The sequence below is a fragment of the Spiroplasma endosymbiont of Cantharis rufa genome, from assembly GCF_964019665.1.
Taxonomy (GTDB): Bacteria; Bacillota_I; Bacilli_A; order Mycoplasmatales; family Mycoplasmataceae; genus Spiroplasma_A.
The window spans coordinates 866,389-889,468 of sequence record NZ_OZ026459.1 but is presented as its reverse complement, the minus strand read 5'-3'; the positions used below and the strand labels follow the sequence as shown (position 1 = coordinate 889,468).

Genomic DNA, 23,080 nt, shown 5'->3' with positions numbered 1-23,080 from the left:
ATATTTATTTAATTAGTTATTCCTGTTAAACTGATTTAAGAGGTATTTTATGAATAAATTTGAAAAGGGAATATATGACTTACTAATTAGAGAAAATGATACAAATTTTTTTGAAGAAAATGAAATAGAAGAGCTAAATTACGTAGAAGATGATTGATTAGTTAATCAATTTTCAAAGTATATTAAAGAAACTATTTCAAAAATGGAAACTTTGGATGAAAAAATTAATTTTTTTAATGATATTTCAAAAGAAAATAAGTGAACTTTTTTAAAGGCAATTAAAAAAGAAATGAAATCAAATGATTTAGAAAATATAAGTAGTAATAAGTTCATTAAGAAAAACTTATGAAATAATTTAAATAAGGAATTTCAAACTTCTGAAAATATTCAAATGATCACACCATTTATTTCCAATCAAATGGTTAATAAGCTAAATGAGCTTTTAGAAAATAATGAAGAGATAAAATCTTTAGAAATTATTACTACAACGTATGATGGAACTTCTAAATTTTTAGCTTTAAAAGAACTTATTAAATTTGCAGAAAGTTTTTCAAATAAAGTAAATATAAAAATCGAAAACTTATTTGAGGCAAATCAAAATAGATTACATATTAAATCATATTTATTTAATAGAAATAATGGCTTTAGTAGTTTATATATTGGAAGTAGTAATTTTACAAAAACTGGATTAATAACTGGAAAAGAGCAAAATATTAGAATAAGTGAATTTAAAGATTCTAATATAATAAAGGAATTTAGAGAAGAATTTAATAAGATGTTTAACAATGTTGAGTATGTTGATATAAAAGACAAAGATAAAATTCAATCAATAATATTAAGACAAGAATTACAAAATGGAGCAAATGAAGAGTTAAGAAAAGCAACAAAAGAAATTCAAGATAATATTGCAGACCAATTTAATAGATTAAAATATAGTAGAAATGATATTAAACCTTATGAATATCAAAAAGAAATTATAGATAATGTGTTATTTAGAATTAAACAAAATAAAAATAAGCACTTACTTGTTATGGCTACTGGAACTGGTAAAACCAAAACGATGTTATTTATTTATGAAGCACTAGCAAATTTGTGAAAAATTGAAGAGCCAAGTATTTTGTATATTGCTCCATCAAAAGAAATACTTGATCAAACTGCTGAGGATTTTAGAAGTTATTTAGATATATATAATTTTGGTTTAGAATTCTATGATAGCAGGAATAATCAAGCTAATTTAAAAAATGAGAAATGAATTTTTTCAAATATTGAAACTCTTATTAGAAGAAAAGAAGAGTTAATTGAAAAAAAATTTGATATTGTTGTGTTTGATGAAGCCCATCACGTAGAAGCAAATACATTTAAAGAAATATATTCAATTTTAGAACCTAATTCAAAGCAAATGTTTGGGTTGACAGCAACTCCAGAAAGAACTGATAATATTAATGTTAATAAATATTTTGGTGATGACTATGCTGCAAATTTGAGACTATTTGAAGCAATTCAAAAAGAGCTTTTATGTGATTTTGATTACTATTTTATTAAAGATAAATCAGTAGATTTTGCAGATATTGATCTTCAAAAAACAAAAGATGTTAATAAAATTTTAAACTTAAAACAAAGACATGAGTTTATTTATGAAAATATAGAAAAATATATTGGAAGTAACATAAAAAATGTGAAAGCTATATTATTTTGTCATTCAGCAGAACATGCAATTAGTCTTTCAAATTATTTAAAAGAAAAGGGATTAAAAAGTAAATATTTAATTTCAGAAAGTATTACAAAGCAAGAGAGAAAAGATATACTATCTGATTTTAGAAATGGAGAAATTAATTTTCTTTGTGTTAGAGATATATTAAATGAGGGTGTTGATCTTCCTGAGATTGACTCAATTATGTTTTTAAGACCAACTGCTTCTTTATTATTATATCTACAGCAATTGGGAAGAGGATTAAGAAAATTTACTGACAAAAGACTTCAGATTTATGATTTTGTAAATAATGTTGATATTAAAGTTAATAAAAATTTTAATCCTTTAATGGCAATTAATGCTTTAACCAATAATTTACAAATTAGAGATTTTGACAATAAAATAGATCAATTAAATGAATATTTACCAGGAGAATCGCAATTCATTCTTTCAAAAATAGTCAAAGAAGATTTTCTTGAAAAACTTAAAGTTTATGAAAAAAGTAATCTATACTCATCAATAATTGATGAGTATAGAACCTATGAATTTGAGGATTATGAGTCCTTTTTTAGAGATAAAAATATTAGCATTTATGATTTTTATAATTCAAAAAAATCGTTTTTTAAGGAAAATTTAAATTCAAAAAATAATACAATTATACGACAATTTATTTTATTTAATAATGAAAATTTACTTAAAGAAATTTATCAATTATTAGAAAACAAAAGGGCTTCTAACAATAAGTTGGTAATGAAGTTAGTTTTAGCTTCATTTTACTATGCTCCTAAAAAAACAGATCCATTTTATTACGATTTGAATTTAGCTTTTAACATGATATTTGAAAGTGAAAATGCTTTTATAATAAAAGAATTATTATTTTTATTAAAATATAAGTTAAATAATGAGAAATTAATGAGCTCAGTTTTAAGTGAAGAAATAACTAGTTTTAAGGGCTTACATTTAAATCATAATCATTTCTTAGCACTCTGTTCTATAAATTTAAGAGACACTAATTTTAAAGGTAAAGGACAAGGTGGAATAATAAGAAATGAAGAGGATAAACTATTGGCAATTGATGCTTCTTCTGTTAAGTTTTCATCAATTCACGGACATGGGAATAGTTATGATGAAAATAAAAATTTATTTTATTGAGATAGTCCTAATGAATGAAAATTTCCATTAGATAAAATTCAAGGTCCTCAGGAGAGTTTAATTAATCTAAATGACTATAAAACTTATGTTTTTTATTCATATTTAAAACTAATTGAAGAAAAAGGACCTAAGGCTAAGGAATTTTTAGGTTATGTAAGTTCTATTGAAGGTAGAGTTAAAACAGAGTTAATTCATGATAGTATTCAAGTAATTAAACCAAAATTTATTTTTAAAATAAATTAAGATATCTATGTCAATAAAAAATGAAAATATCTCAAAATCGTAGATTTATTAAATTGTAAATCTACGGTTGTTATATTGTTCATTTCATGTTTTAGAAAAGTAAATGTAGTTTGCATATTTAAAATGACTAGAAGATACATTAAGCTTTTTAATTTTATACTATATTTTTTGAACTTTATTAACCTGATCGACTGGTGTATTTTCAATTTATACTTCCACTAATCTATAGAACTTATCCGTATAATTTGCATATAGTTTATTATCCTATGTTTCAGTTATTAGTAATTTTGTTTTACTAACAAAAGTTGTTATATCATATCCATTATATGTTGAATATGTTTTTGTTTTATATTTAATTATTCCACCTTTATTAATTTGTCTTTTTCTCTTCTAACTAAAGCAAAGTTAATATATGTATTTTTATTTCAAATTTTCATTTTATTTTTGTTATTATCCATAGTAGAAAACTTTTGATTAAAATTAGGTATAAAAACATTAATTAAGTAATCATTGGCCTGCTCAATAGTTTTAATATTGAACTGTCTTAGTTCTTGGGGAAGTCGTTATTGAAAAGAACCTAAGACGTTCAATCTTGCCTTTGGTTTGCACGTAGCTGGTAGTTGTAAGTTTAATTCTAAGTTGCGGATACGTAAAGGCATACTGTATATTAGAATCTGTTTCAGTAGACTCTTTTTTTATTTTTCCTTATAATGAAATACTGTTCATTTATCTGTAAGTATTTCTTCAGGAGTGCCATAATTTAAGAACATTTGTTTTGTTGTATAATATCCAAATAATGTTTTTTAATAATCAAAATAGCCTGCTAATATTTTTCCTGTTAAATCATCAGTAAAGGCATTTAGTTATCATTTTTCATTGGTTGTTCAATTATGATTACATCCGTCTGTTTGAACTCTTTCTCCAAAATATTCTTTTCTATTTTGCATTGGGCTATATTCTTCTAAACTAATAATCTTATCTTTAAAAATCTCCTTCTCCTTCTCTTTATTTGTCAATTTATTCTTTAAAGATTTATGTCTTAATTTTCTAATTAATTCTTTTCTAGTTGAATTTTGCATATAAGGGGATTAAACCTTATTTTTAAATAATAAATCTTTTAAGTAAGTGTAATTAACTTTTAGATATTTCTATTCTTCTAAAACTTCCTTGAAGTAAACTAGATTGTAGTCATGATATTTTTCTCTTCTTAAATTTAATATTTTTTGTTCAATTTCATAGTGTGTAGTCTATTTGATAATCTACCTCAGTTTTTATGTATAAATGCAGATATGTCTTCATTTAATAATCTTTTAATATTTCTATTAATTGTTATTAGTGTGCAGTTAAGAATTTGCTCTACTCTATTTTTTAATTACTTTATACTTTAAATTCTCTATATATTGTAATTTCCTTTTAATCTCTTAATTTTTGCCTTCAATACTTAATTGTAATTGGAGGATATCAATATTTATATAAATATTGAGACATTATCATATATTATTTATTTACAATAGGTGTCAGAAAAAAAGAACAGTAAAATTGTAAAAGAAAGGAAATTAAAATATAATAAAATAAATATTTAATTTTTGTTAAAATATAAAAGTATAAAAAGGAGAAACTATATGGCAAATGAAAGAATAACTGAGGGATTAGTTAGAAAAAAACTAATGGAATATGGTTATTATGATAATAATATTGTGGTTGAAGAACAACAAAGTAAAAACCCAATAATAAATAGTATTTTATTAAATGCTAGTAAATCTGGTAGTGGAAATAAGGGTTTTCCTGAGTTCATAATAACAAAGCCAGGTTCAAAGTTATTAATAGTAATTGAATGTAAACCCTTAGTTTCACAACATGTATCAGAGCAATTTAATAAACCAAAGGATTTTGCTGTTGATGGGGTGTTATCATATGCAAAACATTTATCAAAGGAATATGATGTTATTGCTATTGGATGTAGTGGTCAAAATATTAATGAATTTAGATCATCATTTTATTTTTATCCAAATGATAAAAAGAGTTTAGGAATTAATGAAGCTTTAAAATTAATTGATTTTATTTCTTTTCAAGATTTTGAAATTTTTGTTGATAAGTCAACACTTAAAAACTCATTAGATTATAAATTACTAACAAAAAATACTAAGGATATTCATAAATTATTAAGAACAAAAATAAATATAACAGATGAATTAAAACCGGTTATTATTTCAGCTATTTTGCTTTCTTTATCAGAACAAACTTTTAGAGATTCATATAAATATGAAAAAAATGCAAAAAGCATTTTTAATAGTATGATTACAACTATTGAAAATAAATTTTCATCTATTGTAGATTTTCCAAAAGAAAAGCAAGATATTTGTATAAAAAAGTTTAAAGAACTTGATTCATTACCATTATTGGTGTCTATAGATTCTGACGAGACAAATTTTATGAATGTAATTCTTAATGTAGAAAAAAATATTTTACCATATATTAAAAATAATTCATCATTTGATTATATAGGGGAATTTTATAAGGAGTTTTTGAAATATACTGATGGCAATAAAAAAGGACTGGGAATTGTTTTAACACCTAACCATATAACTGAATTATTTGCTGAATTAGCTGAATTAACAATAGAAGATATTGTAATTGATCCTTGTTGTGGAACAGGAGGATTTCTTATTGCTGCTATGAACAATATGATTGCAAAAACTAGTTCACAATCAAAAAAAAATGAAATAAAGCAAAACCAATTAATTGGTATAGAAGTAGAGCCTAAAATGTTTACTTTGGCTGCTTCTAATATGATTATTCGTGGAGATGGAAAAGCTAATTTATATTTAAAAAATTGTTTTGATCCAATATTAAAAGAGGAAATTATTAGCAAACATAAGCCTTCAAAAGGATTTATAAATCCTCCATATAGCCAAGATAGTGAAAAACAGCATGAATTGGATTTTACATATAATATGCTAAATATTATTAATAAAAATGGTATTGGTATATGCATTGTACCTATTAATACTGCTTCTTCATTAAATAATAATGAAATAAATAAAAGAAGAAAAATCATGGAAAAACATACTTTGTTAGCTTCTATGAGCATGCCTGAAAATTTATTTTATCCAGTTGGTGTAGTAACTTGTATAATGGTATTTAGAGCACATGTTCCACATGATGTTGATAAAAAAACTTGATTTGCTAATTGAAAAGATGATGGTTTTGTTATAACAAGAGGGTCAGGACGAACAGATAGAAAGCACACTTGAAAAAACGAGAGAAAAAAAGAATGGATATCAATGTATAAAAATCAACAAGAAGTAAAAGGGATTTCTTTAAAAAGAGCTGTAGATTATAAGGACGAATGATGTGTAGAAGCATATCTTGAACCTGATTATGATAGTATAGAATACTCAGAATTTAAAAATATTGTTCAAGAATTTATAATATATAAAAATATTTTTTCAGAAGAAATTGGGGACAATGAAGATGAAGATAACTAAAATTACAGAAATTTTTAATATTTCTGTAGGTACTAATATAGATTATATTAGTACTATAGAAACAACAAATAAACCTATTTTATATGTATCAAGAAAAACAGGAAAAAATGGTGTAAAAGATATAGTAGAAAAAAGTATATCTATAATACCTAATAAAAAATTTTCAATATCTGTTCCATTAGGGGGAAATGGCAGATTGACAGCATATTTACAACCGTATGAATATTATAGTGGTCAAAATATATTTATATTAACTCCAAAGCAATCAATGAGTACTCAAATGTTACTTTATTATTGCTTAATAATTAGAAAAAATAGTTTTAAATATTCTGCATTTGGAAGAGAAGCTAATACAACTTTTGCATCATTAAATGTACCTGATATGAATTCTTTACCAAAATATATCAATAATTTGGAAATTATAGATTTATTAAACATTAAGCATTCATTTACTAACATTGAAACTTTTGATAGATATGTAAATTCAATGCTAAAACCAGTTAAATGGAAAATGTTTAATTTATTAGATATTTTTAATATAAAAAATGGTAAAAATATATCAGAAGAAATTGCAAAAAATTTAGAAAAAGGAAATGTATCATTTGTTAGCACAACAGAAAAAAATAATGGCATAAAATATAAAATTGATATAGATTCTACAATGGCAACAATTTATGAATCGGGTTATTTGTCATTAGCAAAAAATGGAAATGTTGGGCAAGTTTTTTATCAGGATAATCCTTTTGTTAAAACATCAGATGTGCTTGTATTACAATGTAAATATAAAAAACTTTTATTAGCAGAGGGACTTTTTTTTAAATATATGATTGAAAAATCTAAAATTAAATTTAATTATGGAAGAAAAATAACTGCTGACAGAATTAAACAGGTAAAATTTAAATTACCAATAACATATAATGAGGAACCTGATTTTATTTTAATTGATAATTTTGTGAAAAATTTTAAAGAATTGACTAATTTTCTTTAATAAATACTATAATAAGTTTCAGTATTTTCTTATTTGTTGAATTACCCAATAACAATTGTTGTACTAACTTTATTAATTAAAATATGAAAGTGCCACTTTTAATTCTTAATTCATTGATTGCTTGAAAACATAAGTTTTATATATTTATTCAGATTTAATATTATCTTTTATTTTTGTATTTAGTTGCTTTACAAGGAGAATTAATTTTTGGTATTTTAGTATTTTCAAATTCCTCATTAGATAGATTTTTCATATTTCACTTGAATGAGATTGTAATTTCTTATTAATGCTTAATATTTTTTATTTATAAATTTCTATAACCATTACTTTTAAATTTTGTTTAAAGTAAATTGGAGTAAAGCCCTTTCATATAAATCACTTATCTTTTTTAAAATTAATACTATGACCATTATAAATAATTCTTTCACTTCGATAAGAGAAAACAATATCTTCATCTTGATCAAATTTTCTAGTTACTGATTCTAATTGGTCTAAAGGTATTGAAAAATCTTGATTGTACTCTTGAATAAGATGGGGTAAATAATTATTTAACTGCTCAATATTTTTTAAATCTAAGAGTCTAATTATTTGAGGCCATCTTCTTTGTAATGTTCCAAAAGTCCTTTCAACTAATGCTTTTTCTTGAGGTATTGACGTTGTTTTTGTATTTACTCCTAAAGAGTGAAAAAATAAACTGCAATTGTTTATTTGAGACACTATCACCAAAATGGTCACGATTATTTTTACTACTAAAAATATTTCGATTATCACTAACATTTAGTTTTGGTAAACCATAATGTTTGAAGGCATTTTTATAGATATTATAATAACTTTCAGTAGTTTCTTGCTCACTGAAATAATCTGCTAAAATCCCTTTACTAGCTTTATCAATTACAATATGTAAATGACATTTTAAGTTTTTAATTCACTGATGATTTGAAACATCAGTTTCATATATATCTCCAAATTTTACAATTTTCTTTTGCGTAGCATGGGGTTTGCATGCTATAATTGAATTTGAAAAATACTCGCTTGTTAAATTTTCTTGGTTTGAGGCCTTTAAATTTTTATGAATATCTTTTTTGTTTTTCTGTTAAGAGTCTCAATTAAAGTATTTTCTTCTATTAATATGTGCCTAATTCAGAGTAACTTATTCTCTTTTTTTAATTTAGTTTTCAATAATGTTTAATACTAAAGTCATAATATTTTGTTTGAAATAACTCAATTATTTCATCTTTAAATATTTGTTGAATTTTATTTACAGGTATTTTATTCGTATTTTTATGAATAAAAACTTTTGTTCCAATCTCTTGATACTCTTTAAGTTTTCTTCTTGTGTGTCTAACACTTTAAACTAATTTAAAGACTGTATTTTTAAAAAACAATTTTCTTATAAATAATTCCTTAATTAATCTTAATTGTTCTTGTTTCATGGTATTTAATAGTAGTATTTTCATAAAACTTCCATTTATTTTTTATAAAGGAGGATAAAGTCGCTTGTTAATATGTGGAGACATAATCACTTATTACTCATAAGAAAAGTAAAATTTTATTTTGGTAATTTGAAACAATTAAATCTATTGAAAGCTTATAATATATTTAAGATTATAAAGGGGTAAAGAATGATAAAAAGTATTAGAGAACAATTAATTAAAATAAGTCAATCAAATATTAATGATTCATCGAAAGTGATTTCAAAAGAAATTATTAAAGGGTATGATAATTATATTTTTTTAAGTCAAAAAGAACTTGCAAATAAATGCTTTGTTTCAGAATCATTAATTACATATTTTGCTAAAAAAATGAATTATTCAGGATATCGTGAATTAATATCGCGTTTAAAATTAGAGCGAGATATATATAATATGGATAGTCCAATTAAATTGGAGGATAACTCAATTGTAAATTATCGTTTGGAGTTTGAAAAAACTTTAAGCTCAATTGATGCTCAAAATTTAGAAATAACAAAAACTATTAATTTACTTAAAGGTGCTAAAAGAATATTTATTTTAAGTAGTTATGATCAGATTAATAATGCTGAATCTTTATTTAATATTATGCAAATACAAGGTAAGAATGTGCATTTTTCTAGATATCGAAAAACTAATGGATATTATGTTAATGACTTAAAAGAAGATGACGTCGCATTTTTTTTAGTATCTGGATTAGATAATAATAGTTTAGTAAATTACTATGAAAGATTATTTGAAAAGAATTGTAAAAGAATTGTTGTTGTTTCTAATAGTCAAGCATATAAATTTAAACAACCAGATTCTTTAATAGTCATTCAAAATATTGAAAAGCATGAAATCTATGAAACTGCTCGTTCTTCTTATATTTATTATTTATTAAATTTTATTTTAATAAATATTTAGTATTTTAAACTACTTCAATGATTTTGCATTCATTTAAAGTAGTATTTTTTTTATTGCAATTATTATATTTAACTATTAAATAGTTAATGAAGGAGAAGGAAAAAAAGGATATGAGAATTAATTTATATGCACCTTGTGATGGGATAATATATCCAATCGAACAGTTAAATGATGGTGTATTTTCACAAAAAGCTTTGGGTGATGGTTTTTTTATTGAACCTACAAATAATATTATTTGTTCACCACTTGAAAAGGCAAAAGTTAGTTTGATTTTTGAAACACAACATGCTATTTATGTTGAAAATGAAGACTCAAGACTATTAATTCATATGGGAATTGACACAGTAACTTTAAATGGTGAAGGGTTTAAAACATTAGTGAAGTTAAACCAAAAAGTTAAAAAAAATGATATCTTATCATCTGTAGACTTTACAGTTTTAGAAAAAAAGCAGTTAAACAAAGCAATTATAGTAGTAATTGATTCACAAAAGGGTGAATCAATATTAAATTTAAAAATATCAAAAGTACAAGTTAAACAAGGAGAATTAATTGGTTACTTAGAAGTTACAAAAGACATAATAAATAAAGAAAAGACCAATCCATGAAAAGATATTAGTAATGATATTTTAATAAATATTGGGGGAAAAGATAATTTTAATTCCTATTATAATTGCATGACAAGATTAAGAATAAAAATTAATGATAAAAAATTAGTTAATGAAAAGGAACTTAAAAAAGTTGCTAAGATTAAAGGAATAAATTGAAATGGTGATGAGCTTCAAATTATTATTGGTGGTGATGCTTACAAAGCAAAAGATCAATTTGATTTCATTTTAAAATCAAAAGATATTAAAACTGAAAAAAAGCCTTTTGGTAAAAAAATAACTCAATTTATTTCAAATGTCATGATACCAGCTTTACCTGTTTTAATGGCAACAGGAATAATTGCAGGAATTCAAGCATTATTTGCTCAAATAGGTTGAGTTCAAATTCCAAGTGCTGAATTACCAGAGACACAATTAGACTTATTTTCAATGTTTTTATTTATAGGTTCTAAAGTTGGTTTGGAAATGATTGGAGTTGTGTTTTGTTACAATACTGTTAAGTACCTTGGAGGAGATCCCATAATGGGAATCTATTTAGGAGTTGCTTTAACTACAAGACATTTCTTAGGTCCTGGTTTTGGTGAAGGGGCTTTAAATTGACAACATGATGGTAAAGGGTATTATCTATTTAAATTATTTGGTAATAAAATTTATATTAAAGGTTATGAATCTAGTATTATTCCTTTAATAACTGGAGGAATTTTCTTATTTTATGTTGATAAATTTGTTAAAAAGTGAATGCCTGGTGCAGTTGATATTGTCTTTAGACCAGCCATTGTCTTTGCTACAAGTTTTGTAGCAACGCTATTTGTGATTGGTCCAATTACAGGTATAATTGAACAACTACTTGGTCAAAGTGTTATTGCTATAGGTGAGTTACCAATTGGTTTGGGAGTTGCTATATTTTGTGGCTTATGACAAGTTTTGGTATTAACAGGAGTTCATATTGCTGTTGCCAATGCTGTTAAATTTCCAATAATGGCAAATCAAGGTTCATCAATGTTAGCTGCTGGTTTTGGAATTGCTATTTTGGCTCAATTTGGTGCCTGTATTGGGGTATTTTTAAGAACTCGAGATCAAAAATTAAAACAAGCTGCAGCAGGGGCAATGCCTTCAATAATTTTTGGTATTAGTGAACCAACAATTTATGGAGTTAATTTACCAAAAATAAGACCATTTGTTTGTGGTTCAGTTGCTGCTTTCTTTGGTGGAATGTTATCGGGAATTTTAAAATTAGATGCAGATGTAATTGGTGGTGGTGGTTTTTTACAAATAATGTGATTTACAGATGGTATTTGAGAAATGGTTCTTTATTTACTTGTTTTGATTGTAGCAATTGTCATTGCTTGTCTGTTAACTTTAGCATTTTTTAGTGAAAGAAAAACTGAATTGAAGCAAATAAGAGAACTAAATAAATCAATTAAAAAATACTTTGTTATAAATAATATAGTTTCTAAAAAAGAATATAATTCATTGTTAAGTGAAGCAGAAAAAACTATTATAGATGATCTTATTAATAATAAAAAAGAATATTTTGAATATGAAAAGCTAAGTTTAGAACAGCTCAAATTAAGACAAAAAATAGAGGATAATGAAAATAATAAAAATAGAAATTATGAAATTAAATTAAATGAGCTTAAAGTTAACTTAAAAGAGCAAGAGATTAAGATTAATAATTTGAATAAAAAACTAAATAAAAAAATTGATAACTATTTATTAGAAGTTTCTAAAGTGACTAAAAACACTGATATTGCTCTTTTAAAAAATGATTATGTAAATAGTTTAAATTCATTATTTTCTATTTACAATAATTTAGAATTAAGGGAAAGTCATTTAAAAGTTATTAATTTAAATTTTAAAAGTAAAGTAATGTACATATTTAAAAAATAAAAGGAGAAAAAATGAAAAAAATAAGTAAGAGTTTTTTATGAGGAGCATCAACAAGTGCCTATCAATTTGAAGGTGGATATAATAGTGATGGTAAAGGCCCTTCAATTCAAGACGAGAAGGAAATCATAAATAAAGAGACATCAGATTTTAAAATTGCTTCAGACCATTATAATCATTGAAAAGAAGACGTTGCTTTAATGCGTGAAATGGGTTTTAAATCTTATCGTTTTTCAATTTCATGAACAAGAATAATTCCTAATGGTATTGGTAAAGTCAACCAAAAGGGAATTGAATTTTACAGTAATCTAATTAATGAGTTATTAAAAAATAAAATTGAACCAATAGTAACAATGTTTCACTTTGATATGCCAAATGAACTTGAAAAAATTGGGGGATGAGCAAATCGAAAAGTAATTAATGCTTATGTTAATTACGCAAATATTTTATTTGATAATTTTGGTGATCGTATTAAATACTGAATTACAATTAATGAACAAAATGTTTTATTACTTCAAGGCCCAATTGTAGGGATTAAGAGACCAGAAAATTGTAATGTACTACAACATGTCTTTCAAATGAATCATAATATAACAGTGGCACAAGCACTTGTTATGCAAGAATGTCATAAAAGGTTTACTAATAAAGTTAAAATTGGAACAGCTCCAAATATTTCATCAATTTATCCTGCAAGTTGTAAGCCAGAAGATGTTATTGCTTCAAAAAATATTGGTGTTCTAAAAAATTGATTTTATCTTGATATTATTGTTAAAGGATATTATAATCGAATTTTATTAGCACTTTTAGAAGAACAAAATGCCATGTTTGAAATTAAAGCTGGGGATATGGAAATAATTCAAAAAGCTAATCCAGATTTTATTGCTTTTAATTATTACACAACAACAACAGTAAAAATGAATGAAAAAATTGCCAATTATAAATTACCTATTCAAGAACGTATTTTTGGTTTTCCTGGATTTGGAGAAACAGTATCAAATAAAAATTTAAATAAAACTCAATTTGGTTGAGAAATTGATCCAAAAGGATTAAAAGTTACTTTACTAGAATTACAAGAAAGATATAATTTACCAGTAATTATTACTGAAAATGGGATTGGAGCATATGATAAATTGGAAAATGAAAAAATTATTGATGATTATCGAATTGCTTATTTAAAGTCTCACATTGAAGCTATTAAAGAAGCAGTTAATGAAGGATCTCAAATATTTGGTTATAATTGTTGGAGTGCATTTGATTTAGTTTCAGTTCATGAAGGAATTTCAAAAAGATATGGTCTAATTTATATTGATCGTGATGAAAAAAATATTAAAGAAGCTAAAAGAATTAGAAAAAAAAGTTCATATTGATATGAACAATTAATTAGGAGTAATGGTGAAAAGTTATAATTTAATATTTAAATTAATATCTTTTTCTTTTGGATTAATTATAATTTGCAAATAAATAAAATTTTTTGTAAATATTTCAAACGTAATACTTAGATCATTTAAAATAAGTATTATGATAATAAGTACTTATCTCCGAAAATGCAAGATTTAACTTATAGTTTATCTTGCCTTTTTTATTTAAAAAATGTATAGAAACTTCTCATGTAAAGTCAATTTTGGATATTTTAATAGCTTCAAATTCTTTGTATTCAAATATTTTTAAATCATAGTTCCTAAGATATAATATTAAGTTCTTTTCAAATTAGAGTATATTTACTTTATATCTTGTTTCCATAATTACTATTTTTGATTTTGGTTTAAAGTAGGTTTTAGTAAAGCCTTTACATATAAAACTCCTATTTTTTAAAAAAATAATACTACGACCATTATCAATAATTCTTTCAATTTTATAAGTGAAGCAATATCTTCATCTTGATCAAATTTTCTAGTTACTGATTCTAATTGGTTAAAGATATTGAAAAATCTTGATTGTATTCTTGAATAAGATGGGGTAAATAATTATTTAACTTCTCAATATTTTTTAAATCTAAGAGTCTAATTATTTGAGGCCATCTTCTTTGTAATGTTTCAAAAGTTCTTTCAACTAATGCTTTTTATTGATGTATTGACTTTATTTTGGTATTTACTCCTAAAAAGTGAAAAATAAACTGTAATTGTGTATTTGAGACACTATCGCCAAAATGGTCACAATTATTTTACTACTAAAAATATTTCGATTATCACTAACATTTAGTTTTGGTAAACCAAAATGTTTGAAGGCATTTTTATAGATATTGTAATAACTTTCAGTAGTTTCTTGCTCACTGAAATAACCTGCAAAAATCTTTTTACTAGATTTATCAATTACAATATGCAAATCACATTTTAAGTTCTTAATTCATTGATGATTTGAAGTATCAGCTTCGTAGATTTCACCAAATTTTACAATTCTCTTTTGTGTAGGAGAGGGGGATTGATTGTTATAATTGAATTTAAAAAATACTTGCGTGTTAAATTTTCTTGGTTTGGGACCTTTAAATTATTATGATTTTTTTTTTTTTTTTATTTAAGATTATCAATTAAAATATTTTCTTCTATTAATATGTGTCTAATTACAGAGTAACTTATTTTTCTTTTTCAATTTAGTTCTCAATAATGTTTAATACTAAAGTCATAATATTTAGTTTGAAATAATTCAATTATTTCATCTTTAAATAACTGTTGAATTTTATTTATAGGTATTTTATTGGTATTTTTATGAATAAAAGCTTTTGCTCCAATTTCTTGATATTTTTTTTAAGTTTTCGTCTTGTATGTCTAACACTATAACCTAGCTTAAAGGCTGTTTTTAATTGATTCTTTTCTTAAAGATAATTCATTAATTAATTTTAGTTGTTCTTGTTTCATGGTATTTAATAGTAGTCTTTCATAAAACCTCTATTTATTGATTATAAATGATGACAAAGTTGCTTGGTAATATGTAGATACATAATCGCTTATTATCTACATATTTGCTTATTAGAAATATATATCCAATTTATTTAATAAACTATCTTTTTTTAAAACTAGTGTAGATAATAAGCGATTATGTCCCAAAAGACAAGATTTATCTAATAAATAGATCCTGTATTTTTTCTTTTTCTATCAAAAAAATATCAGTTAGTTGCTTTCCAAGGAGAGTCGATTTTGGGTACTTTAGTACTTTCAAATTCTTAATTAGATAGTGTTTTAGCATTTCCATGTAAACGTTCGTCTTCAACTTGAATAAGATTGTAAATGTCATTTCCAATTAGTGCATAATACTTTTTATTTATAGTTTCCATAACCATTACTTTAACCTTGGTTTAAAGTAAAATGGAGTAAAGCCTTTACAAATAAATCACTTAGTTTTTTTAAAACTAATACTATGACCATTATCAATAATTCTTTCACTTCGATAAGAGAAAACAATATCTTCATCTTGATCAGATTTTCTAGTTACTGATTCTAATTGGTCTAAATGTATTGAAAAATCTTGATTGTATTCTTGAATAAGATGGGGTAAATAATTTTTTAACTGCTCAATATTTTTTAAATCTAAGAGTCTAATTATTTGAGGTCATCTTCTTTGTAATGTTCCAAAAGTTCTTTCATCTAATGCTTTTTCTTGAGGGATTGACGTTGTTTTTGTATTTACTCCTAAAGAGTGAAAAATAAATTGTAATTGTGCATTTGAAACGCTATCACCAAAATGATCACGATTATTTTTACTACTAAAAACATTTCGATTATCACTGACATTTAATTTTGGTAAACCGTAATGTTTAAAGGCTTTTTTATAGATAATATAATAACTTTCAGTAGTTTTTTGCTCACTGAAATAACCTGCCAAAATTCTTTTACTAGCTTTATCAATTACAATATGCAAATGACATTTTAAGTTCTTAATCCATTGATGATTTGAAGCATCAGTTTCGTAGATTTCTCCAAATTTTACAATTTTCTTTTGCGTAGGATGGGGTTTGCTTGTTATAATTGATTTTGAAAGATACTCGCGTGTTAAATTTTCTTGGTTTGCTTCCTTTAAATTTTTACGAATATCTTTTTTTGTTTTTCTGTTAAGAGTATCAATTAAAATATTTTCTTCTATTAATATGTGCCTAATTGCAGAGTAACTTATTTTCTCTTTTCAATTTAGTTCTCAATAATGTTTAATACTAAAGTCATAATATTTAGTTTGAAATAATTCAATTATTTTATTTTTAAATAACTGTTGAATTTTATTTATAGGTATTTTATAGGTATTTTTATGAATAAAAGCTTTTGCTCCAATCTCTTGATATTCTTTAAATTTTCGTCTTGTGTGTCTAACACTATAACCTAATTTATAGGCTGTATTTTTAATAGACTCTTTTCTTAAAGATAATTGCGTAATTAATCTTAATTGCTCTTGTTTCATGGTATTTAATAGTAGTCCTTTCATAAAACCTCCATTTATTGATTATAAAGGAGGACAAAGCCGCTTGTTAATATGTAGGGACATAATCGCTTATTATTCATAAAGAATATTGAATTATCTTTTAATTTACTATAAAAAAATAATTTTTTATTATATAATAAAAAAGTCGTCTTAGTAGTTGTCCATTGATGGAAGAACAATATTATATTTTTAAGCTAAAAATAAAATCACCTAATTGTCTAGAAATTTTATATTTGATAGATATACATCAACAAATCTAAAATCTCTAGATAATTTGGTTCTTAGTTCCTAAGAACCAAATGTTAGGATTTATTTTTATGTAAGACGAAGAAAAGGGTGAACTGTATGATTAATATTTTTAGAAAATGAAATATTGATTTGCTTTCACCTATTTTGCTTTTTGGAGCAAATATAAAATTGATAATAAAAGAAATCTTTTAGTAAAAAAATTAAGAGAACTTCCTGAATTTAAAAGCTCATTTTTTTTAATCCCTGATAATATTAATTGAAAAAAAATCCAGGAGAAATTGGAATTTAATTTAGAAGATCAAGAAGCACTTATGATTCAAATTGCAAGACTAATTATTTGCTTCGAAGATACTGATGCAACTAGCATGGAAAAAATGTTAGCAAGACTAACTTCAAATGAAAAAAAAATAATTTATATTAAAAATAAAGATTATAATAATGAATCACAATTCTCAAAATTTGTTATGGAGGATATTTATTTTGTTATAAAACATAAATTTAGAAAAATCAAAAATAATATTAAAGAGACAAAAAAAAATACTTTGTTTTGAACTGCTTTACATAAAAATGATAATAATAGATACTTATTTAATAGAATAAGAGAAATAAATAAAACGATTAAATTAAATAATAATTTAACATATATGTTTTTTAAAGATAAAAAAAGAGAGGAAAAACATAATTTTAATAGTCATAATATAATGTATAGTATAGATAATGAAAATAAAGTTATTAATGTTGAGATCCCATATAGACAGTTTTTTAATATATTACTTTGTATAATAGCATCTTACAATACTAAAAAAATCTCAAAAAATACTATTTGCAATGATATTTTAAAGGAGTTTAATCTTGAAGCTCTTCAAACTATAAAGTGATTATCTTCAAGACATACGCACAAGAATAAAAGGGAAGTTCAAATTGAAGACCTTTTAGTTAATTTTAGAGTTAAAACAAAATTGAATATAGTTAATAAATTATGCAAACCAGATAAATATATAGAATTTACATTAGAGATACTAAATTTATTAGAAATAATATCGTTTGATAATGATATATTAAAATTGGAAAATTCAGTTTATGATAGTTTATTACAAAATAGTTTAATTATAAAAAAGGATTTTTATAAAATGAAAATTAATAATTTTAAAAATCAAATAAATGAAATATCTGATTTAATAGAATTAAAAGATTTTAACTATTTAATTCTAAAAAAGATAAAATTCTGATATTCATTTCGAATACATAGGAATTTAAAGTTTAGACAAATATATACATATAAAAAAGACTTTAAACATTATAAAGAATATCATAATTTTTTTGAAATTATTTTTAATTACCAATATCTTTTTAATAAAAAATCTATTTTTATAGATAACTTATTTTCTTATAGAGAAAATAAAAATTATATTCAAATGTTAGAAAAACATGTAGATAGTAGATCTGAATATTTTTTGACTATTGATATTAAAAAGTATTTTGATAGTATTGATATTAATATTCTATCTAAAATTATATGAAAAAAACTAAATAAAATTCTTTGATTTGAAGATATAAAGAAAATTGTAAAACACTTTTGTATTAAAAATGGAGGATTGAAAATAGGTTTTTCTTGCTCACCATTTTTATCAAATTTATATTTAACTGATTTTGATGAGCAAATATTAAAAGAATGTAAAAAAGAGGAATTAATTTATACAAGGTATGCAGATGATATACTTATTTCATCAAAAATTGAAATAGATGAAAAATCAATTTTGGAAATTATTAGTTCAAAATTTGAAAAATTAAAATTAGAAATAAATAAAGTAAAGCAAAAAAGTATAGACATAAATAAAAGTAATTTCAAATATATGGGCGCCACATTTATTAAAAATAACAATAAAATTATTTTAAAAAAACCCAACTCATATTTTAATAAAATTAAACAAATTTTTAGAAATGATTTTGATTATAAAAAACTAACTGGCATGATTCATCACTCTTTTTTAATTAATAGTGAAAATAGTCTTAAACAAATAAATAATATTTTTAAAAAAGAATTTAAAAATGAAAGGGATATTATTTTATTTTTAAAAGAGCATAATAAAAATTACAAAAAATAGGAATTTATATCTTTAAAGGTATTCAGTGAATCTAAATGCCTAGGTCACCCAATTTTTAGTTTTATAATTCTGAACAAAATTATAATTGTTTGACCAAGAAAATTTGTATATAAATGAATATTCTAAGGAGTTAAAAATTCAAGAGGTTAATGATTATATTAATGGAATTAAATTAAAAAATATTGCATTAAATATAATATAAAAGCTAATTCCAGTATTTTAGATAGATACCAAAAATATTGTGAGTGATTTGATATTAAAGTATTTAATAGAAAAAAAAGCGTAGTAAAACCAATGAAGTTAGACTTAAAAATAAAGAATTAGAGAAGAAACTTTTTGAATTAGAAGCATAATGATAGTTTCAAATTTGGTAAGAATCAGAAATTAAAAGAAATAGGAGAACTAAATTTTTCAGAATTTTGTTTTAGTAGAAAAATAGTTGCTGTATCACCAACAACTATAATTGCTGTTTTAACTACATTAGAAAGATATTTTGATTTATTTCAAAAATTAAATGAAGTTGATGAAAAAACCCAATATATCTCTATTTGAATTAATAAACATAATACACTTATAGGCAATTTTAAAAATCTAGGAAATGATATAACAAAAGTTATAGAAAATTATAATAAAATTATTAATAATTTTAGTGATTTAAATAAATCTTCAGGCTTTATCAATTCAAATGAAATAGAAGAAATAAAAAATGAAGTTAAAAATAATTAAAAGAAATAGGAAAATATACATTAGCTTTCGTAATTGGAATTGCAATTATGTTTATTCCATATAAAGTTTTTTTCATTTTTAATTCAGAAGTCTATTGAATTATTTGAGAAATCTTTTAAATAACGCATTTGAATTTACTTAACAACAACTTTGTTTGCAGTGTTATATACAATTTTACAATAACAAAAAGATTATGAATTAAATAAAGAAAACTATTAAGTTATTTAAATTTTATTTGTATATTTATTTAATTTAATTTTTATGCCTACAAAATGACAATATTTTTCTAGAATGTGCTCTTTTTTTGTTTGTTCAATGAGAACTTTGTATGATTTTTCAAAATCCCTTCTAAATTTCTTTTCAATTTCATTTAGTGTTTGAAAAGAAGGAGCGTTTTTATCTTCGCCAATTTCCACTATGTAACTATTTATTTTAGAATCTCATTCTATTAAAAAAGGTCTTAATATTTTATTCATATAAATTAGTGATATTTTTGCAGAATTATTCGCATTTACATTTTCCAATGTATATTTTTTTATACTTTTAAATAAGAAATATGTAGAATTTAAAACTTCTTTGCATTTTCCTTTTTTATCGAATGTGTTTGAAATTACTCTTGTCATCATTTCTATAAAACAGTATCAAGCCAGTATTTTATCAGGAGAGTCGTTAACTTTTTTAAATTTAATAAACTTTAAATCTATACTAAATCATATTCCCAAAGTTTCTTTTAAATCCTTATCAATTCTTTTTAATGTTTTTCTATCTTCTTTTATTTCGTCATTTTCAACTGTAATAAAACCCTTTAAATATTTATTTCTTTTGTTAATTGCTCACAATTTCACAATTAAATATATTAAAAATGAGAATAAAAGCAAAATAAATAAAATAATTATAATGGCATTAAAATTTTGATTTAAAAACTCCATATTATAATTCCTTTCTTTTTAAATATTATATAATTATTTTGGAGGAAATAAGAATGAATAGTAATATACATAAAGTTTATATTAGCTTTAAATATACAGAAAATAAACAATATAGAGAAATTTTAACCAATCTAAATGAAAAAATAAGAATTTTTGAAGATTGATCTGTATATGAAGGAGATATTCCAAATTATGGTCTAACTGATGAACAAATTAGAATAGAAATTAGAGATAATTATATAAAGGATTCATCAGTTTTAATTTTATTAAATGGAAAAAACATGTGAGATAGTAAGTTTATTGACTGAGAATTACATGCAGCAATGTATGATGGTGAAGAAAATAAAAAAATGGGAATTTTAATTATTAATTTGCCAGAAGTTGAAAATCAAGATGGTAGATTTAATTCTAGTGGAATAGTAAAAAAAATTACCGATGAAAATAGAGAGTTTATAAATTGAATAAATACAGAATATAACATAGATTATCATAAAGAGAAACATCCTAATGCACCAAATAGAATTATTAAAAATTTAGCAAAAAAAGATGTTAAAATTGACATAATAAATTGAACAGATATATTTTCACTTGGAGATTCAATAGCTGCTAGTAGACTTATTAAACTGATTGATTATGCATTTAATAAAAGAAAGTCAAATAATTATGATATAAGTGACAAATTGAAAGATAGATAATAATTTATGTTATTTACACTGTAGATAATAAGCAATTATGTCCCAAAATATAAGATTTATCTAATAAATAGATCTTATATTTTTTCTTTTTCTATCAAAAAAATAGCAGTTAGTTGCTTTTCAAGGAAAGTTAATTTCGGGTACTTTAGTAGTTTCAAATTCTTCATTAGATAGTGTTTTGATACCTCGATGTAAGCGTTAATTTTTAACTTGAATAAGATTGTAAATGTTATTTCCAATTAGTGCATAATACTTTTTAGTTATCGTTTCCATAATCATTACTTTTAACTTTGGTTTAAAGTAAATTGGAGTATAGTCCTTACATATAAATCACTTAGCTTTTTTAAAAATACTATTAACATTATCAATAGCTCTTTCACTTCGATAAGAGAAAAAAATATATTGATCTTGCTGAAATTCTCTACTTACTGATTCTAATTGGCCTAAAGGTACTAAAAAATCTTGATTGTATTCTTGAATAAGATGGGGTAAATAATTATTTAACTGCTCAATATTTTTTAAATCTAAGAGTCTAATTATTTGAGGCCATATTCTTTGTAATGTCCCAAAAGTCCTTTTAACTAATGACTTTTCTTGAAGGATTGACAATATTTTTGTATTTACTCCTAAAGAGTGAATAATAAATTACAATTGTGTATTTGAGACACTATCACCAAAATGGTCACGATTACTTTTACTACTAAAAATATTTCGATTATCACTAAGATTTAATTTTGGCAAACCATAATGTTTAAAGGTTTTTTTATAGATATTATAATAACTTTCAGTAGTTTCTTACTCACTGAAATAACCTGCCAAAATCCTTTTACTAGATTTATCAATTACAATATGCAAATAACATTTTAAGTTCCTAATTCATTGATGATTTGAAGCATCAGTTTCATAGATTTCTCCAAATTTTACAATTTTCTTTTGCGTAGGATGAGATTTGCTTCTTATAATTGATTTTAAAAGATACTTGCGTGTTAAATTTTCTTGGTTGGTTTCCTTTAAATTTTTCGAATATCTTTTTTTTGTTTTTCTGTTAAGAGTCTCAATTAAAATATTTTCTTCTATTAATATATGTCTAATTGCAGAGTAACTTATTCTCTTTTTTCAATTTAGTTCTTAATAATGTTTAATACTAAAGTCATAATATTTTGTTTGAAATAATTCAATTATTTCATCTTTAAATATTTGTTGAATTTTATTTACAGGTATTTTATTTGTATTTTTATGAATAAAAGCTTTTGCTCCAATTTCTTGATATTCTTTAAGTTTTCGTCTTGTATGTCTAACACTATAAAGTAATTTATAGGCTGTATTTTAATAGATTATTTTCTTAAAGATAATTGCTTAATTAATCTTAGTTGTTCTTGTTTCATGGTATTTAGTAGTAGTCCTTTCATAAAACCTCCATTTATTGATTATAAAGGAGGACAAAGTCGCTTGTTAATATGTAGGGACATAATTGCTTGTTACTCATATACATATAGTTAGTTTCTTGTGAAATAACTTATCAATTAGTAGATAATAATGCTAAA

The 23,080-nt window shown here is 23.3% G+C and carries 11 protein-coding genes and 3 pseudogenes; 8 read left to right on the top strand and 6 right to left on the bottom strand.

Going from position 1 to position 23,080, the window contains the following annotated elements; all coding sequences use genetic code 4:
* Positions 1–49 precede the first annotated feature (49 nt).
* A complete protein-coding gene (locus AACL15_RS03830; protein WP_339033615.1) occupies positions 50–3,085 on the top strand; it encodes a DEAD/DEAH box helicase family protein in 3,036 nt (1,011 codons plus the stop codon).
* 863 nt (positions 3,086–3,948) lie between these two features.
* Here the strand turns inward: AACL15_RS03830 and AACL15_RS03825 are convergent.
* On the bottom strand, positions 3,949–4,164 hold the full coding sequence (locus AACL15_RS03825) for a hypothetical protein (RefSeq protein ID WP_339033613.1): 216 nt from the start codon (positions 4,162–4,164) through the stop codon (positions 3,949–3,951).
* A 543-nt stretch (positions 4,165–4,707) separates the two neighbouring features.
* Here AACL15_RS03825 and AACL15_RS03820 point away from each other — a divergent pair.
* A complete protein-coding gene (locus AACL15_RS03820; protein WP_339033611.1) occupies positions 4,708–6,573 on the top strand; it encodes an HsdM family class I SAM-dependent methyltransferase in 1,866 nt (621 codons plus the stop codon).
* Positions 6,560–7,561 (top strand): restriction endonuclease subunit S, encoded by a 1,002-nt coding sequence (locus AACL15_RS03815; RefSeq protein ID WP_339033609.1) that lies wholly within the window; start codon positions 6,560–6,562, stop codon positions 7,559–7,561. Before AACL15_RS03820 ends, AACL15_RS03815 begins: the two co-directional genes overlap by 14 nt.
* A gap of 300 nt (positions 7,562–7,861) precedes the next feature.
* Here the strand turns inward: AACL15_RS03815 and AACL15_RS03810 are convergent, their stop codons facing one another.
* Positions 7,862–8,278 (bottom strand): hypothetical protein, encoded by a 417-nt coding sequence (locus AACL15_RS03810; protein ID WP_339033607.1) that lies wholly within the window; start codon positions 8,276–8,278, stop codon positions 7,862–7,864.
* A 905-nt stretch (positions 8,279–9,183) separates the two neighbouring features.
* Between AACL15_RS03810 and AACL15_RS03805 the strand changes: the two genes are divergently transcribed.
* The 3 genes from AACL15_RS03805 (at position 9,184) to AACL15_RS03795 (ending at position 13,834) form a co-directional block, all read left to right on the top strand.
* Positions 9,184–9,936 carry a hypothetical protein gene (locus AACL15_RS03805; protein ID WP_339033605.1) on the top strand — a complete coding sequence of 251 codons (753 nt, stop codon included), beginning with the start codon at positions 9,184–9,186 and terminating at the stop codon, positions 9,934–9,936.
* A 110-nt stretch (positions 9,937–10,046) separates the two neighbouring features.
* On the top strand, positions 10,047–12,431 hold the full coding sequence (locus AACL15_RS03800; protein ID WP_339033603.1) for a glucose PTS transporter subunit IIA: 2,385 nt from the start codon (positions 10,047–10,049) through the stop codon (positions 12,429–12,431).
* An 11-nt stretch (positions 12,432–12,442) separates the two neighbouring features.
* Entirely contained in the window at positions 12,443–13,834 is a 1,392-nt protein-coding gene (locus tag AACL15_RS03795) for a glycoside hydrolase family 1 protein (RefSeq protein WP_339033601.1), read from the top strand.
* Positions 13,835–14,150: 316 nt separating this feature from the next.
* Here the strand turns inward: AACL15_RS03795 and AACL15_RS05490 are convergent.
* Positions 14,151–15,280 (bottom strand): annotated as a pseudogene (locus AACL15_RS05490) (ISNCY family transposase); the annotation flags it as partial.
* 203 nt (positions 15,281–15,483) lie between these two features.
* A pseudogene (locus AACL15_RS03790) lies at positions 15,484–16,835 on the bottom strand (ISNCY family transposase).
* Between the two features lie 524 nt (positions 16,836–17,359).
* On the opposite strand from AACL15_RS03790, the gene AACL15_RS03785 reads away from it, so the two are divergent.
* Positions 17,360–19,186: a reverse transcriptase domain-containing protein gene (locus AACL15_RS03785; RefSeq protein ID WP_339033597.1), complete on the top strand. Its 1,827-nt coding sequence runs from the start codon at positions 17,360–17,362 to the stop codon at positions 19,184–19,186.
* Between the two features lie 950 nt (positions 19,187–20,136).
* On the opposite strand, the gene AACL15_RS03780 is transcribed toward AACL15_RS03785, so the two are convergent.
* Positions 20,137–20,841 (bottom strand): hypothetical protein, encoded by a 705-nt coding sequence (locus tag AACL15_RS03780; RefSeq protein ID WP_339033595.1) that lies wholly within the window; start codon positions 20,839–20,841, stop codon positions 20,137–20,139.
* 53 nt (positions 20,842–20,894) lie between these two features.
* On the opposite strand from AACL15_RS03780, the gene AACL15_RS03775 reads away from it, so the two are divergent.
* The gene (locus tag AACL15_RS03775) at positions 20,895–21,536 is read left to right on the top strand and encodes a TIR domain-containing protein (RefSeq protein ID WP_339033594.1); all 642 of its coding nucleotides are present in this window, start codon (positions 20,895–20,897) and stop codon (positions 21,534–21,536) included.
* 60 nt (positions 21,537–21,596) lie between these two features.
* Here the strand turns inward: AACL15_RS03775 and AACL15_RS05485 are convergent.
* Positions 21,597–22,945, bottom strand: a pseudogene (locus AACL15_RS05485) (ISNCY family transposase).
* Positions 22,946–23,080: the final 135 nt, after the last annotated feature.